This is a genomic window from Methylobacterium komagatae (assembly GCF_042661665.1).
GTDB classification, from domain to species: Bacteria; Pseudomonadota; Alphaproteobacteria; order Rhizobiales; family Beijerinckiaceae; genus Methylobacterium; species Methylobacterium komagatae.
This window is the reverse complement of sequence record NZ_JBHSWN010000001.1, coordinates 2,036,836-2,051,706: the sequence shown is the minus strand read 5'-3', so window position 1 is coordinate 2,051,706 and position 14,871 is coordinate 2,036,836. Positions and strand designations below refer to the sequence as shown.

Annotated in this window: 13 protein-coding genes and 1 pseudogene; 7 read left to right on the top strand and 7 right to left on the bottom strand. The window is 68.3% G+C overall.

Annotation, left to right across the window (positions count from 1 at the left end):
* Positions 1–29: 29 nt before the first annotated feature.
* Positions 30–998 carry an aldo/keto reductase gene (locus tag ACFQE0_RS10020; protein WP_378969274.1) on the bottom strand — a complete coding sequence of 323 codons (969 nt, stop codon included), beginning with the start codon at positions 996–998 and terminating at the stop codon, positions 30–32.
* A 5-nt stretch (positions 999–1,003) separates the two neighbouring features.
* The gene (locus ACFQE0_RS10015) at positions 1,004–1,648 is read right to left on the bottom strand and encodes an MBL fold metallo-hydrolase (RefSeq protein WP_378969272.1); all 645 of its coding nucleotides are present in this window, start codon (positions 1,646–1,648) and stop codon (positions 1,004–1,006) included.
* A gap of 153 nt (positions 1,649–1,801) precedes the next feature.
* Here ACFQE0_RS10015 and ACFQE0_RS10010 point away from each other — a divergent pair, with 153 nt between their 5' ends.
* The 4 genes from ACFQE0_RS10010 (at position 1,802) to ACFQE0_RS09995 (ending at position 8,260) form a co-directional block, all read left to right on the top strand.
* Positions 1,802–2,653, top strand: a complete 852-nt coding sequence (locus ACFQE0_RS10010; protein WP_378969270.1) for a hypothetical protein — start codon at positions 1,802–1,804, stop codon at positions 2,651–2,653.
* Complete coding sequence (locus tag ACFQE0_RS10005; RefSeq protein WP_378969268.1) at positions 2,599–3,756, top strand: hypothetical protein; 1,158 nt, start codon at positions 2,599–2,601, stop codon at positions 3,754–3,756. Before ACFQE0_RS10010 ends, ACFQE0_RS10005 begins: the two co-directional genes overlap by 55 nt.
* A 353-nt stretch (positions 3,757–4,109) precedes the next feature.
* Positions 4,110–7,175, top strand: a complete 3,066-nt coding sequence (locus ACFQE0_RS10000) for a penicillin-binding protein 1A (protein ID WP_378969266.1) — start codon at positions 4,110–4,112, stop codon at positions 7,173–7,175.
* A 23-nt stretch (positions 7,176–7,198) separates the two neighbouring features.
* A complete protein-coding gene (locus ACFQE0_RS09995; protein WP_378969264.1) occupies positions 7,199–8,260 on the top strand; it encodes a hypothetical protein in 1,062 nt (353 codons plus the stop codon).
* Between the two features lie 31 nt (positions 8,261–8,291).
* On the opposite strand, the gene ACFQE0_RS09990 is transcribed toward ACFQE0_RS09995, so the two are convergent.
* Complete coding sequence (locus ACFQE0_RS09990; protein ID WP_378969262.1) at positions 8,292–8,504, bottom strand: hypothetical protein; 213 nt, start codon at positions 8,502–8,504, stop codon at positions 8,292–8,294.
* A gap of 277 nt (positions 8,505–8,781) precedes the next feature.
* On the opposite strand from ACFQE0_RS09990, the pseudogene ACFQE0_RS09985 reads away from it, so the two are divergent.
* A pseudogene (locus ACFQE0_RS09985) lies at positions 8,782–9,029 on the top strand (hypothetical protein).
* 63 nt (positions 9,030–9,092) lie between these two features.
* Entirely contained in the window at positions 9,093–9,740 is a 648-nt protein-coding gene (locus tag ACFQE0_RS09980) for a hypothetical protein (RefSeq protein ID WP_378969260.1), read from the top strand.
* On the opposite strand, the gene ACFQE0_RS09975 is transcribed toward ACFQE0_RS09980, so the two are convergent.
* A complete protein-coding gene (locus ACFQE0_RS09975; RefSeq protein ID WP_378969258.1) occupies positions 9,741–10,319 on the bottom strand; it encodes a polysaccharide biosynthesis/export family protein in 579 nt (192 codons plus the stop codon).
* A 186-nt stretch (positions 10,320–10,505) separates the two neighbouring features.
* Here ACFQE0_RS09975 and ACFQE0_RS09970 point away from each other — a divergent pair, with 186 nt between their 5' ends.
* A complete protein-coding gene (locus tag ACFQE0_RS09970; RefSeq protein ID WP_378969256.1) occupies positions 10,506–12,815 on the top strand; it encodes a lipopolysaccharide biosynthesis protein in 2,310 nt (769 codons plus the stop codon).
* Between the two features lie 9 nt (positions 12,816–12,824).
* Here the strand turns inward: ACFQE0_RS09970 and ACFQE0_RS09965 are convergent, their stop codons facing one another.
* From ACFQE0_RS09965 to ACFQE0_RS09955, 3 genes are all read right to left on the bottom strand, one after another.
* Complete coding sequence (locus tag ACFQE0_RS09965) at positions 12,825–14,033, bottom strand: GNAT family N-acetyltransferase (protein ID WP_378969254.1); 1,209 nt, start codon at positions 14,031–14,033, stop codon at positions 12,825–12,827.
* Positions 14,034–14,111: 78 nt separating this feature from the next.
* On the bottom strand, positions 14,112–14,501 hold the full coding sequence (locus ACFQE0_RS09960; RefSeq protein WP_378969252.1) for a hypothetical protein: 390 nt from the start codon (positions 14,499–14,501) through the stop codon (positions 14,112–14,114).
* A gap of 107 nt (positions 14,502–14,608) precedes the next feature.
* Entirely contained in the window at positions 14,609–14,812 is a 204-nt protein-coding gene (locus ACFQE0_RS09955; protein ID WP_378969250.1) for a DUF2842 domain-containing protein, read from the bottom strand.
* Positions 14,813–14,871: the final 59 nt, after the last annotated feature.

The window sequence follows — 14,871 nt, the reverse complement described above, 5'->3', positions numbered from 1 at the left end:
TGCACGCGTTCTCGGCAGCCTGTGGACGCTTACCCCGCGTTGCCGATCCCGCCTTCGCTTGCCGCGTCGAGCCGGGCGATGGCTTCGGCCGGGAGGGCCAGCCGCGCTGCGCCCAGCAACTCGTCCAGTTGCGCCACGGAGGTCGCGCTGGCGATGGGAGCAGTGATGCCGGGCCGGGCGATGATCCAGGCCAGTGCCACCTGGGCGGGGCTTGCCCCGTGGTCGCGCGCCACCGCGTCGAGCACGTCGAGGAGCGCGAAGCCGCGCGGGTTGAGGTAGGGCGCCACGCGGTTCTCCCGTGCCCGCCCGGCGGCCGCCCCGGCCTCGCGGTACTTGCCCGTGAGGAAGCCCGCCGCCAGGGAGAAATACCCGATGACGCCGATCTCTTCCGCCCGGCATAGGGGCTCCAGCTCGGCCTCGTAGCCCCGCGCGGCGAGGCTGTATTCCGGCTGAAGGCATTCGTAGCGCGGAAGCCCCTTCTCCCGCGAGACTGCGAGCGCCTGTGCGAGCCGCCCCGCCTCGAAGTTCGAGGCGCCGATCACCCGCACTTTCCCGGCTTTGACGAGCCGGTCATAGGCGGAGAGCGTCTCTTCGAAGGGCACGTCGGCATCGTCGACATGCGATTGGTAGAGATCGATCCGGTCGGTCTGCAGACGGCGGAGCGAGGCCTCGCAGGATCGCTCGATATGGGCGGCGGACAGGCCCTTGCCCGCCTCTCCCATATCCATGCCGACCTTGGTGGCGAGAACGATCTTCTCGCGCGCCCCCGGGCGCGCGGCGAGCCAGCGGCCGATCACCGCCTCGGATTCGCCCCCGCGATGGCCCGGCGCCCAACGGGAATAGACATCCGCCGTGTCGATGAAGTCGAAGCCCTGCTCCACGAACCGGTCGAGGATCGCAAAGGAGGTCGCCTCGTCCGCCGTCCAGCCGAAGACGTTGCCGCCGAGGCAGAACGGGGCGACCGAGAGGGCGGAGCGGCCGATGCGGCGCTTGTCCATGGGATTCAGCCCTGAAGGAAGGGGTTGGAGACGCGCTCCTCGCCGAGCGTGCCGGTGGGGCCGTGACCGGGGATGAAGGCGACGTCGTCGCCCAGCGGCAGCACCTTCTCCTTGATGGCGCGGATCAGCTGCTCGTGGTTGCCGCCCGGCAGGTCGGTACGACCGATCGAGCCCTTGAACACCACGTCGCCGACGAGGGCGAAGCGCGCGTCGCGGCTCACGAACACGACGCTGCCCGGCGAATGGCCGGGGCAGTGCAGGATGTCGAAGGTCAGTTCGCCCACCTGCACCACGTCGCCCTGGTCGAGCCAGCGGTCGGGCGTGACCGGCCGGGCCGGGTCGAGCCCGTATTGGGCCGCCGTCATCGGCAGGGAGTCGAGCAGGAACTTGTCCGCGAGGTGCGGCCCCTCGACCGGCACGCCGAGCCGTTCGCGGAGCTCGTCGGCTCCGGCGGCGTGATCGACATGGCCGTGGGTCAGAAGGATCTTCTCTACGGCGACGCCTTGTTCCGCGATGGCCGCCTGAATCCGGTCGAGGTCGCCGCCGGGATCCACGACGGCGCCGACCTTGGTGGCGTCGTCCCAAATCAGCGTGCAGTTCTGCTGAAAGGGCGTGACCGGGATGATCCCGGCGCGGGGCGTTCCTGGCATGGAGGCGGGCTCGTGGGTGATCGGAAGGGTCGCCCCTTCTAACGCGCCGGAACGCCGCCCGCACCCCGCCCGCGCCTGGCCCGAGCGAACTTCCCCGTGCCCCGGCGGTTAAGGAGGCCGCCGACACCCGCGGCGATACACCGAGGCCACCCGTTGGGACGCACCCGAACCGCCCTCGCCCTGACCGGCGCCGTTCTTGTCGCCGGGCTCGGAGCCACAGCCCTGCTCGGCCGGTTCAGCTATGCCCCGATGCCCGATCTGGCCGACCTTGCCAATCCAGGCCGTTCACCGCTGACCACCGCCTTCGACGTCCTGGGACGACGGATCTCCGAGGCCGAAGCGCAGACCCTGCGCCAGACCGAGGAGGGACGGCAGACCCTCTCGCCTGCAAGCGGCGCGGTCGCCATCGATGCGGCCCTCGTCGCCCGCGGCCGGGAGGCGTTCTACCGCGAGACCTTCGGCAATGAAGTCTTCCTCACCGACGTGATGGGCATGCTCGATGGCGCGATCACGCCCTTCGAGGTCGTCCGCGCCGTGGCCGCCCTGAAGGGCGAGGCCACCACCAACCTTCAGGTGCCGCTCGCCCACGACATCACCATCGGCGACAGGACATACAAGAAGGGCGAGCGGGTCCCGACCGGCCTCGACGTGCCGAAGGGCGGCGCCTTCATCATCGGGATCAAGTCTTTCTACGATCAGGGCCATCTGCGCATGGGCATCACCTGCGCCCTCTGCCACGCGGCGGTGGATGCGGGCAGCGGCAAGGTGGTGGAGGGCGCACCCAACACCGACCTCAATGCCGGGCTGCTGATGGCGCTTGCGAAGAATTCCTCCGCCTACTTCATGCATGCGAGCGTGCCGGAGGCCGATGCCAAGGGCAGCGATGGCAAGGGGGGCGATGGCAAGGGGGCGGTCTGCCCGATGCGAAGGCGGTGGAGGCGGCGACCAAGGTGCAGGTCGCAAGCTGGCCGCCCGGCAGCTTCGATTCCTCTGCAGACCGGGTGACGAACCCGACCTCCATCCCTTCGAGTTTTTCCGCCTATGGCGAGCCCTATAGCTGGAGCGGGCGCGAGGCGTTGGGACCGTTCTCGGGCCTGTCTTCGCTGAACAACAATGTCCATGCGGCGAATTCCGATACGACGCAGCTCGCCGCCGCCGCGTCCTGGCTCTTCGGCATGGAGCCGGAAACCTATCTCGGCATCCTGTTGCGCGGTGCGCCTGACGGGCCGCTGCGCTACGATCCCGCCGGTCAGCGCAGGCCCTCCGAGGTGCTGAACGCCGCCGACCCGACGCCGGGCGCCCCCGGCCTCAACAGCTACGCGGTGCTGCCGACCTACCCGGCCACGAACTACATGACCGATAACGGTCTCTTCGCCTCCGTACCCGGCGAGGCGGCCAACCACGCCAACAACGCCATGTCGGCCTTCCAGAACCTGCTGCGCCCACCGCAGGTTGGGGCCGATCCCGAGCGCGTGCGCCAGGGCCGGGCCGTGTTCGAGCGGGCGGGCTGTGCCGGGTGCCATTCCGGCCCCGCCCTGACCAATCACCGGGTCATCCCCGCCGCTGATATCGGCACCGAGCCGACCCGCGCCAAGGCGGGCGCGAAGATGGAGGCGCGGCTTGCAGCCCCCGGGATGTTCGCTACGGACACGCCCTTCCCCCTGCCCACGGATCCGAAGCTCGTTCCCCTTCCGATACCTGAGGACAAGCTTCCGCAATTGCTGCTCGCCTGGGGACAGGGCGGCACCGAGGGCGGGTACAAGGTGCCGAACCTCGTCGGCCTCGCGTGGAGTGCCCCTTACCTGCACGATTCCGGCGTCGCCGTGGGGCCGGATGCGCAGAAGGATCTTGGCTTGCCGGGTACCCTGGAGAAGGGCGTGTCTCCCGATCCGGCAAACAGCCTGCGCGCCCTGATCGACCGGCGGATCCGGGATAGGATCGTTGCGGCCAACGAGGGATCGGAGAAAGCCCGCACGGCACGGGCAACCGGAAAGGGCCATGGGTACTGGGCGGATGAGCCCGCCGGGTTCACCGAGGCCGACCAGCGGGTCTTGATCACCTATCTCTTATCTATCGATCGGCTCACGGAAGACTTGCCGACGCCCTGAAACGGCCAAGCCATGCGCTGGGCGCAATGCCGGCGCGACACCCCGTCTCTTGCTGGGTGCAGCGCATCATCGTACTTATTGCATCGCAGGAACGCGATGGCGTCGCGGTCCTGCTGCCCTTCTTGGGCGTTTCCTCCCTAGACTTCGGGCCACTCCTTCGGGGGTGGCCTTTTTTCTGTCCGGGGCGCGGAACTTAGCCGCGACGGCGCGGCGCCACAAGCCCGCCATGTTCGCGGCTCACCGCGCGGGCGACATCCGCGGCTCATCATAAATCAGCCGCGTTGTGCACGCCCTGTTCGAGCTCGGACACCTCAACGTCCTGCCGACCACCGCGTCCCGCCGCCCCGGCCTGTATGAACATCATCCTCATCAAGCTGTTCGCCACCGCGCTGACGCTGAGCCAGGTCACAACCCGGCCGGACTCGCTGCGGACGCAATTCGACCCCGCCAAGGATGGGCCGGAGGTCATCCGCATCCTGCGGGATGGCTGCGCCCACATGCGCAAGGCATTCGATATCGAGGATATCAACCTCGATGATCTGATTTCGACGGCGATGGAGGATCCCTCCACGGTGGCGGGTCCATCCGCGCCGAAGATCCTGCACGGGCTCGACATCAACGAGCTGAACACGAGCTACAAACAGTTCTGCAAGGGCGAGGACCCGCCGAACTCCCCCTTCGACGCGAAGGCGGTGATCGAGTTCTACGACAACGCCACCAAGGATCTGCCCGCCGCCGAGACCCTGCGGGACAAGGCCCTGCCGGGGATGAGCCGCATCCTCGACGCCTCGGGCAAGCCCTTCGCCGAGACCTTCGAGCCGAATGCACGGCGCCTCGTGGTTCCGATCAACGCCGTGCCGACCCTGGTCCAGAAGGCGTTCATCGCCGCCGAGGACAAGCGCTTCGAGAGCCACCACGGCATCGACGAGCGTGGCGTGATCCGCGCCTTCATCGCCAACCTCGCCTCACCGGGGCGTCCGGCGGGCGGCTCGACCATCACGCAGCAGGTGGTAAAGAACCTTTCGGTCGGCGACGACGTCACCTACGAGCGCAAGATCCGCGAAATGATCGTGGCGGCGCGGCTCGAAAAGCTCCTCACCAAGCCGCAGATCCTCGGCCTCTACCTCAACGGCATCTATCTCGGCCGGGGCGCCTACGGCATCGAGATGGCGGCGCAGAGCTATTTCGGGAAGCCTGTGGGCGCGCTCACCCTGCCCGAGGCCGCGCTGCTGGCGGGCATGCCGAAGGGCCCGAACTTCTACAGCCCCGACAAATATCCCGAGCGCGCCCGCGAGCGCCGTTCCTACGTGCTCGCGCGCCTGAAGGAAGAGGGCGTGATCACCGAAGCCGAGATGGCCAAGGCGAATATTGCCGATCTCGGCCTCAAGCCGGTGGAGATCGCCCGGCGCGATTCCGGTTTCTACCTGGTCGATTACCTGTCGCGGGAGGCGCGCACGGTCGCGGGCCTCGATTCGCTGACCGCCGCCTCCTTCACTGTGAAGGCGACGGTGAACGCGCCGCTTCAACGCGCGGTGGAGACCGCTCTTCAGGACGGGCTCGCGACCTACGAGCGCGGCATCGGCCGCCAGACCTTCGCCGGACCTGAATTGAACCTCGCCGACAGCATCCGCCGGATCGAGGCCGCCGCCCCCGCACCGGAAGCTTCGGCCCAGGCCCTCCCGGGGGTGACGGGCGCCAAGCCCGATGCGCCGGCCAAGCCGGAGCAGAGCACGAAGCCCGAGAAGGGCAAGCCTACCCGGGCGGCCAAGGCCGCCGCCTCCATGCCGGTGGCCGGTAAGCCCGCGTGGCGGCGGGCGCTGGAGAGCGCCCGGCCGGTGCTCTACGACGTGCATTGGCCGCTGGCCGTCGTGCTGGAAAACGGGCGCGCCGGGGTGAAGGTCGGGTTGGAGGATGGGCGCATCGCGACCCTCGATCCCGGCATCGCTCGCGGGAAGCTTCAGCTCTACGACGTGGTTCGGGTGAAGCTGACCGAAGGGCGCGGCGCCCCTCGCGCGCAAATCCGCGTCCGCCCTGGCGTGCAGGGCGCCGCGCTGGTGCTGGAGAACAAGACCGGGCGCATTCTCGCCATGGCGGGCGGCTTCTCCTATCCGCTCAGTCAGTTGAACCGGGTGACGCAGGCCGTGCGCCAGCCGGGCTCGACGTTGAAGCCCCTGACCTATCTGGCAGCACTCAATTCCGGGCTGCAACCGAACACCCTGGTGCTCGACAGCCCCGTCACCCTGCCGCCCATCGGAGGAGCCGGGGATTCGTGGTCGCCGAAGAACTACGAGGGCGGCGGCTCGGGCCCGACGACCCTGCGCCGGGGCCTCGAATTCTCGAAGAACCTTGTCACCGCGCGACTGCTTCAGGGCGGCATCGCGCCCAAGGCCCCGGACAGCCTGAAGCGCGTCTGCGACATCGCCCTGGAAGCGCAGATCTACGCCGAATGCGAGCGATACTATCCGTTCGTCCTCGGCGCGCAGCCGGTGCGGATGCTCGACCTCGCGGGCTTCTACGCGGCCGTCGCCAACGAGGGCGTGCGCCCCACGCCCTATGCGCTCGAATCCGTGGAGAAGGACGGCAAGCCGGTCTTCACCCATTCGGACCGCGAGCCGGTGCGGATCGGTTCGGCCGACCGCGTGTCGTTCTACCAGCTCAAGACCATGCTCCAGGGCGTGACGCAGCACGGGACAGCCGCCGCCCTGTCCAAGTTCTCGAACAGCGTCGCGGGCAAGACCGGCACCTCCGAGAACGAGAACGACGCGTGGTTCGCGGGCTTCTCGAACGAGATCACCGTGGTGGTCTGGGTCGGCTACGACAACGCGGACGGCACCCGCCGCACCCTCGGGCGCGGCCAGACCGGCGGCCACGTCTCGGTGCCGATCGCGGGGGCGATCTTCCAGGCGGCCTGGGCCAACGGTATCCCACGCACGCCCCTGCGCGGCCCCTCCCCCGAAACCCGGCCGCTGATCGCGGACGTTTCCGTCGATCCGCGCAGCGGCACGCCGGGCGCGGGTAGCTTCGTGGAACATTTCCGCCTGGGCGGGGGCGGCCAGATGACCGACACCCGCTACAAGCTGATCCCGCGCGAGACCCTCTACGCGATGCGGCCGGATTCCGAGGATGGCGACCTCGCCGGGTCCGAGGATGGCGCGGATGTCCGCGGCGATTATCTCGGCAACATGACCGGCGAGCGCGCGCAGCCCGACCTGCTCGATCCGTTCGGGGACCGGCCCGCGCAGCAGCGCAACCGCCGGGCCGGCGCCGATACCTACGGCTATGGCTACGGCGCTCCCGAGGATCCGTATCGCCCCTGGCCCGGCCAGACCAACCGTTCCCCCTTCGGCGAGGACGATGCGCCCCGCCGCCCCCGGCGCCGCGATCCCGACTACCTGTTCGGCGACGATCCCGGCTTCTGACGCCCCTTCCCGAGACTCCGCTGATGCCGCGTCCGCAGATTCCTGCCGCCCTCGCCCTCGCCCTTTGCCTCGGCGCGCCATGCGCCGCACGGGCGCAGACCGCCACGCCCGCCGCGAGCCCCGCCACCGCCGTCGCGCCGGTTCGGGAGGTGTCTTCGGTGGTCGCCGTCGATCCGGCGACGCTGAAGCCCGGCGAAATCCTGTTCACCGATCATCAGGACAAGGGTGGCAGCGCGGAGAGCGGCCTCATCCCCTATCTGGACTGGCTGAAGGCGCGGCCAGCCGAGGCTCAGGCCCTGTCGCCCTTCCCCGGCTACAAGGAGCCCGACTACACGGTGACGCTGAACGGCGTCTCAAAGCCCCGCCACGAGACCCTGAAGGTCTATGTCGCGGAAGGGCGGTTCGTGGTGGCGCGTCCGGCCGAGTCGATCGATCTCAAGGCCCTGGCCAATCTCGGCTTCATCCAGGCCATGGACCCGGCGATCAAGCACCGCGTGATCGCCCCCGCCGATGTGACGCCGACCAAGGACCCGGCCGCCGCCTTCGCCCAGCGGCCCGGCACGCCCTGGTGCGAGGGCGCAGCCGCCTGCATCGAATCCCGCTACGATCTGGAAGGCAAGCTCCCGCTCGGCGTGCGCCTCGCCAACAAGCTTGAAGAGGGCTCGGCCAAGAAGATCGCGGAGTTTGTCTCGTTCCAGAGCGAGTTGCGCCTGCTCGATCCGGCGCAGGCGGCCTCACTCACGGCGCTCACGAAGGTCGACACCCCTCCGGCAGGCGGGCTCGAACAGACGATCTTCTGGGTCAACCAGATCCTGCGCTTCGGCAAATTCCTGGCGGTGTTCCAGCCGATGCCGAACGACCCGCAGAAGACGGTGGTGACCGCCTACGTCGCTCTGGCGATCAAGGGGGACGTGCTCGACCGCAAGGCCGAATATGCGCGCGTGCCCGTTCTGAAGAACCTGCTGCCCGCGCAGGTGCTGATGGGCAAGTCGAGCTTCAACACCGGCAACTCGATCAGCGCCGGGCTGCCGGTCTACGCCCGCAACCGCATCGCCGCCTTCGCGGCGGCGCTCGGCAAGCGGTGACGGCGGCGGGCGCTGAGCCCGCCCCGCTTCATCACATGCCGCGGTTGGCGATCGAGGGCAGCGAGGGCTGCGTGTAGGCGCGGTTCACGTCGCGCCGGGTCTGCGTACCGTTCGTGTCGGTCGACGCGCGGTAATTGCTGAGGTTGAGGCTGTCGGAAAGGCCGCTGCGCCCCCCATCGGTGCTGGAACAGGCGCCGAGGGCGAGGGCCGCGAGGGCAGCAACGGTGAGGGACAGAAGACGCATCGCGAACCCCGGCAGATCTGGCAGGCGGCAAGTCTGGCACGGAGCCAATTCCGGCAGGCGGCCAATGCTTACTCGAACGTCATCGTAAGGTCAGGACAGGGGGACCTGCGTCAAGGCTTCTTCCCATCCCGTGAAGCAGTTGCACGATGTGCGAGGCTCTGCGGCCACGGAAAACAAACCACTTCGGTGCTTTCACGCCCCTGTCGCCGCCCAAAATGGGGGACTCCCCGCCTTCCCCCTGGCGAAGAGGGGCGGTTTCGGGCGAGAAAGGCTGGCGATGAGCAACGTCCTGCCCTTCCGCCCACGTCCCGCCGTCGCGACCCTCGCCCGCTGCGAGGTTGTCGCCGTCGCTGGAGACCTCCTCACCCTGCTGGAGCAGCTTGAGGACGTCAGTGCGCGCGCCGCCGCCACGGGCCGCCCCCCATCGAGGTGGAGCGGACGGTGCAGCACCTCCTCGACGCCATCTCGGCGGTCGAGCGTGCCCTCGATTGCGTCGGCGAAGGCGAGCAGGTCGCCCCGGCCTGAGCCGGAACCGCATTCCACCCGCACAGGTTGTAGCGACAAATCTGCGCAACCGGAGCGGGACTGATGCCATCGTGGACGGCAAAGACGGCGTACATCGCCGCGATCGCGATCGCCGGTTGCACCGGCATTCACGTGGCGACGGTCCAGGCGGCCGAAGGTAATTTCCTCGAAATGCTGTTCGGCGTGCGGCCTGCCGCCCCGGCGCAACCGCAACCGCAGGCTCCGGCTTACGACCCCTATGCGGGGGCGAAATCCGCCGTCCGGTCGCGGCACATCGGCTACGGCCGCCACAAACTCAAGACCCGTTACGCCGCGCTGCCCGTGAAGATCCGCGTCAGCGACCGGCAGAAGCCCCTCGACATGAGCGCCGGGCCCGCCGCCGCCCTGTTGAAGGACGAGACGCTGCGGCCCGGTGATATCGTGGTGTTCAAAAGCGGTGCGCAGGTCTTCGCCGGGCGAACAGGCCGTCAGCACACGATGGGCGACTTCGAGCCTGTCCGCCAATCGGCGGCGATCGACAAGAAGACTCGCAAGCTGCTCACCGCGATGACCCAGCCGGCAGGGACCCTCCCCGCCGACGAGGCGAGACGGATGGTGTCGCGGATGAAGAAGGGTGTTCCGGCCCAGGCGCAAGCCCAGACCCAAGTCAAAGCGGAGATGGCGCGCTCGGAGGAGATCCGCGTCATCAACCCCTGGCGGACGGCCCAGTGATCAGAAGAACCGTTCCTTGACGACGATGGTGTCGCCGGGGCGCACGGAGTAGGTCATCGGCACGATGCCGGAGACGAGACCCGAGGGCGTCGTGCGGGTGAGCACGGCGTAATCGCGGGCGGCGCGCGGGCCGAACCCGGCCGCGATGGCTACCGCCGTCTCGACGGTCATGCCGTTGACATAAGCGTATTGGCCCGAGGTCGTGACCTCGCCCAGAATGTAAAACGGCCGGTAGGCATCCATCTCGACGGTGACGTGCGGCTCGCGCACGAAGCCCGAGGACAGCTTGGCCTCGATGGCCTTCGACGCCTGACCCGTCGTCTGGCCGCCGACCTGAACCGCACCGATCAGCGGCATCGCGATCTTACCCGCGCCGTCGACGGTGTAGATGTTGGACAGGTTGTCCTGGCCGAAGACGATGACCCGCAGGCGGTCCCCCGCAGCGAGCGTGTAGCGCGCGCTGATCGAGCCCGTGCCGGTCGCATCGAGTTCGTTGGTGCGGAAGGTCGGCCGCAGGCAACCGCCGAGGGCCAGGCTGGTGCCGAGTGCGAAGACGAATGCGCGCCGGTTCATCACCATCGCCGTGTTGTGACTGTCGATACAACTGCTGGTACGGCGTTAAGGTTAACGAACCCTATCCAAGGCCCACTTCAGTTGTCTCAAAAGAATTCGGAAGCTGATTAACCCTCAAGCAACCTTAACGCTTTCAAATGTGGGTTGCGGTCTCTGCACCGCTCGCAACAATTCCGCGTTGAAGAGCTGCTTATGTCCCGGATCAGAATGCGCAATGCCGCCCCCGCATTCCCGGCGGCCCCGCGTCCCGAGGGCGTCTCGGTGGCCCAGGTTCTGCGCCGCTCCGTCAGTTGGATCGTGATCCCCACTTTCGCCGCCGCGATCGGCGCCGGGATCTTCGTCTCGGTGGTGCCGCCCACCTATACCGGCGAGGCGAAGCTGGCCTTCGAGAACAGGTCAGGGGCTGGCGAAGCCTTGGATGGGCAGGCGGTGGCGGGCCAAGTGCAGGCTCTGATGTCCCGCGACATCGCCCGCGAGGCGATCCAGCGCCTCAAGCTCATAGGCAATCCTGAATTCGACCCGACTGCCGGTGAGATCGGCCCCGTCCGTCAGGCGCTGATGCTGCTTGGCATTGGCGGAAACCCGTTCGATCGGACGGCCGAGGATAGGGTGATCGAATCCTACTTCGACCATCTCGATGTCAGCCAGCCCGACCAGTCCCGGACGATCGCCATCGCGTTCAGGTCCAAGGACGCCGCGCTCGCCGCCGAGGCCGCCAATACGGTGGCGCAGCTCTATCTCGCCTCGCTGGAGGCTGAGAAGGTGGACACGGCGAAGCAAGCGTCAAGCTGGCTCGGCGGCAACATCAAGAGCCTGCGCCGGAAGGTGGCCGAGGCCGAGGCGAAGGTCGAAGCTTTCCGCGCCAAGCATGGCCTCGTCGGCTCGGCGGGCGTGACCGGCCAGCCGTTGACCGCGCAACAATTGTCCGAACTCTCGAGCCAGCTGACCCAGGCCCGCGTGCTGCGCGCCGACATCGCCGGGCGCGTCGCCGCGATCAAGGACCTCCTGAAGGACGGTCGCGCCTACGAGATCACCGATGTCGCCAACAACGAGATGCTCCGGCGCACCATCGAGACCCGGATCACGGTGCGGGCGCAGCTCGCGCTTGAGTCCCGCTCGCTCCTTCCCGGCCACCCGCGCATCAAGGATCTGAAGGCGCAGCTCGCCGACCTCGACGCGCAGATCAAGGGCGCCGCCGAGCGCGCCGTCCGCATCCTCGAGAACGATGCCACGATCGCCGACGCCCGTGTGGCGAGCCTTCAGGCCGCCGTCGATGGCCAGCAGAACGTGGTGGTGAAGGGCAATGCCAGCGAGATCGAGCTTCGCGCCCTCGAACGCGACGCGAAAGTCCAGCGCGAGCAGCTCGAAGCCTACCAGACCCGCTACCGCGAAACCTCGGCCCGCGAAGCCGAAAGCGCCGCGCCCGCCGATGCGCGCATCGTGTCCCGCGCGGTCACGCCAACCCTTCCGTCCTTCCCGCAGAAGCTGCCGATCGTCGGCTTCACAACGCTGCTGGCCCTGCTCGTGTCCCTCGGCGGTGTTCTGGCCCGTGGCCTGCGCCACCGGATCGGACATGGCACGGCCGCCCTGGCCAGGGTGCGTATCGAGCCGCACGCACAGGAGGCGGGCGAGACCGTCCAGCCGATCGTTGCCGCGAACCCGTTCATGCTGCCGGAGGCGAGCCTCGACCACGATACCGCCAAGGCGACGGAGGAAACGCCCGTCACCGAGCCGGTGATGGACATGCGCGCCGAGCCGGTGGCCGAGGCCGTGAGCGAGCCGACCCCGCAGGGGGAGCCGACAGAAGCCGAAGCGACCTCGCTCATCGCCGAACCGGTCTCGCCTCAGAAGCCCCTGCTCGCTATCGCGGAGAGCGCCTTCGATCTGGCACCGCTCTTGGAGCGCCTCTCCAATCGCCCGGTCATCGCCGGGGCACCGCAGGGCCGGATGGTCGTGCTGATGGAGACCGAGGAAGCCGGTCCCGACGCCCTCCCCGCCGCCCTCGCCGCCGCCTTCGGCCGCTCCGGCAGCGTGCTGGTGGTCGATCTCCTGTCGAAGGAGGCGGACGAGACCGGCCCGCGTGGCTTTACCGATGTGGTCTGCGGCGAAGCCGACTTCGTGGAGGCGATCCAGGCCGAGGGACCCGGCGGCGCCCATCACGTGGCGGCCGGCATGGCCTCGAGCGACGTGCTGTTTGAGGAGCCGCGTGCCCTGGCCTTTACCCTGGAAGCCATGGCCGAGGCCTACGATTGGGTGATCTGCCACCTGCATCCGCAAGCCGAAGCTGCGGAGATCCTGGGCCTCGTCGCGACGCTGGCCGATTCCGTGGTGATCGCATCGAATGCCGACCCGGCCGATGAGGCGCTCGCCGACCTCTACGCTACCGCCACCCAGGCGGGCGCGGGTCAGGTGCTCATCGCCCAGGACCGGCCGACCGTCGAGGCGCCGGTCGTGATCGAGGTGCCGAGCAACGTCTACGAGTTCCGCCGCCGGGCGGCCTGAACCGGGGGTTCAGCCCTTCCGGCGCAGCAGACGACGGACGCGCGAAGCGGCGGCGAAGAGGCGAGGATCGCCCTTCACCCGCCGCTTCATGCGTTTCAGGCCCTTGCTGGCCAGGGCGAAGGCATGGCCGCGCAGGCTCACGGGCCAGATCGTCTCGACCAGCGCGATAGTCTCGTCGCAGATGCTCGCCTTGTAGCGCGCCTCACCCACGCCGAGATCGAAACTGAGCCGCCCCCTCGCCGTCTGTTCGCGGACGAGATGGTGAAGCAGCAGATCGCCGGGGCTGAACCGCCCCACCTCCGGATCGGCATCGAAGGAGGTCATCATCCCGCTGTAGCGGGTGGCGTTCACCGCCCCGCCAAATACCGCCAGGATACGGCCCCCCTCTGCCAGCCGCAGAGCATGAACCTCCATGGCTGGGTTCTCACCCGAGGCGGCCAGTTCGAGGAACCGCTTGATCGCGTCTGGCGCATAGGGATCCTGGATTCCCATGGCGGCGAAGCGCGCCGCCTTCTGCCGGTAGAAGGTGGTGAGGATGGCACGGGCCTCCTCACCGTCAGCGGCCCGGTGGTAATCGATGACGCCGAACGCCTCGATCAGGCGCTTCTCCTTGGAGCGCAGCTTCTTGCGGGCATCGGCGCTGAACACGCGCTTGATCGTCGAATCCGGGTCCGGACCGAGGACGAGACCGTAGGCGTCGCTCTGTGCGGGCTCGCCGCCGCGCGAGAGAGGATTGGGCGTGCCCTCCCAGATGCGCGGCTGATGCGCGAAGGAAAAGGCGTCGATGCCTGCGCCCTTGCCCGCTTCCGCCAAGGCAGCGCGGATCTCCTCCACCGGCATGGCACCGGCATCGCGGGTGAAGACCGGCAGATGATAGTTCGCGTGGGTATCCCCCACCGTGCAGGCCAGGACGAGGCCGTGCCTGCGCCGCAGCACCAGGGGGAGCAGCATCCTGATCCGCCCCGATTGATCCCGCAGGATCGCGACGCGGGCCGAGTCGAGTTCACCGGTCTCGCGCAGATAGGCCGAGCACCATGCGTGGCGCTGGTAAGGTGTCGCAAGGCAATCGGGCGATGCTTCCAGCCCGCGCCACAAAGCTTCCGCCGCATCAAGGCTTGGAAGCATTTCGGCATTCAGCATCGGGAAGAGGATCGGCAGGGCGTTGGCGACGTCGTGTCCGCTGCCGCGCTCAATCCGCCCGTGTACGATCGCCGCCATCGTGCCCTCCGCCGAAGCCGCACGATCTGAGGCGGCGCAGCTGAAGCGAGGGTTTACCAATGGTCCTGTGAGCACCACTCACAGCCTGTAATCACTTGGTTTGGGTAACGCTTGGTTGCGATGCCCGTCAGCGACGGCGGTGACGACGATATTCTCCGGTGGAGAACATGGCGTATTGGCGCCCATGGCGGCCGCGATAGGACCGGCGGCCCCGGCGGGGGCAGCATCCACCTCGGCCTGAGCCTCGGCGGGCGAAGCTTCCTGCAGGGCGGGCGCGGCGGCAGCATCGGCCGAGGCGTAGCCCGCCGCGACGTTCTTGGCCGCGGGGCCGAACATCGCCAAGCACTGGTTGTAGGCCAGATCGTTCTTCAGGCGCTCGCACTCACCGATGCTGCGGGGAGTCCCCTGCGCCAGTGCGGCGAACGGGACAAGGCACAGGATCGACGCAACGAAACGCGTGTAGGGCATGCGGCCGGAACTCACGGGCGGGGAGCGCGACCGCAACGTGCGAATCGCTCAAGCTCTGTCTCGGCTGTGAGTGCGGCGAAAACGAGGGAGGTGCGCCCTCGCACCGGTCAATCCGGACGTTCCATCCACTTGATCAGCGGCATCAGCGGCAGGATCCAGCCGATGCCGAGGATGGAATAAAGCACCGCCTGGATCGCGGGCGGAGTCTCGGCGATGCGGCTGTCGGCCAGTGCCATGGCGATGGGCGCATAGAGGCAGACGAAGGCGAGCATGCCCACCGTCCCGATCAGCAGGCGCAGGCGTCGCGGCATCGTCCCCTCCCATCGTTGCGCCGGGCAGGGGCTAACCTCCTGAAGCGACGGAGGCAACC

What these genes read in the sequence shown, in the direction of transcription:
- ACFQE0_RS10020 (WP_378969274.1), bottom strand. Translation starts at nt 998, where the DNA reads ATGGACAAGCGCCGCATCGGCCGCTCCGCCCTCTCGGTCGCCCCGTTC.
- ACFQE0_RS10015 (WP_378969272.1), bottom strand. Translation starts at nt 1,648, where the DNA reads ATGCCAGGAACGCCCCGCGCCGGGATCATCCCGGTCACGCCCTTTCAG.
- ACFQE0_RS10000 (WP_378969266.1), top strand. Translation starts at nt 4,110, where the DNA reads ATGAACATCATCCTCATCAAGCTGTTCGCCACCGCGCTGACGCTGAGC.
- ACFQE0_RS09995 (WP_378969264.1), top strand. Translation starts at nt 7,199, where the DNA reads ATGCCGCGTCCGCAGATTCCTGCCGCCCTCGCCCTCGCCCTTTGCCTC.
- ACFQE0_RS09990 (WP_378969262.1), bottom strand. Translation starts at nt 8,504, where the DNA reads ATGCGTCTTCTGTCCCTCACCGTTGCTGCCCTCGCGGCCCTCGCCCTC.
- ACFQE0_RS09980 (WP_378969260.1), top strand. Translation starts at nt 9,093, where the DNA reads ATGCCATCGTGGACGGCAAAGACGGCGTACATCGCCGCGATCGCGATC.
- ACFQE0_RS09975 (WP_378969258.1), bottom strand. Translation starts at nt 10,319, where the DNA reads ATGGTGATGAACCGGCGCGCATTCGTCTTCGCACTCGGCACCAGCCTG.
- ACFQE0_RS09970 (WP_378969256.1), top strand. Translation starts at nt 10,506, where the DNA reads ATGTCCCGGATCAGAATGCGCAATGCCGCCCCCGCATTCCCGGCGGCC.
- ACFQE0_RS09965 (WP_378969254.1), bottom strand. Translation starts at nt 14,033, where the DNA reads ATGGCGGCGATCGTACACGGGCGGATTGAGCGCGGCAGCGGACACGAC.
- ACFQE0_RS09960 (WP_378969252.1), bottom strand. Translation starts at nt 14,501, where the DNA reads ATGCCCTACACGCGTTTCGTTGCGTCGATCCTGTGCCTTGTCCCGTTC.
- ACFQE0_RS09955 (WP_378969250.1), bottom strand. Translation starts at nt 14,812, where the DNA reads ATGCCGCGACGCCTGCGCCTGCTGATCGGGACGGTGGGCATGCTCGCC.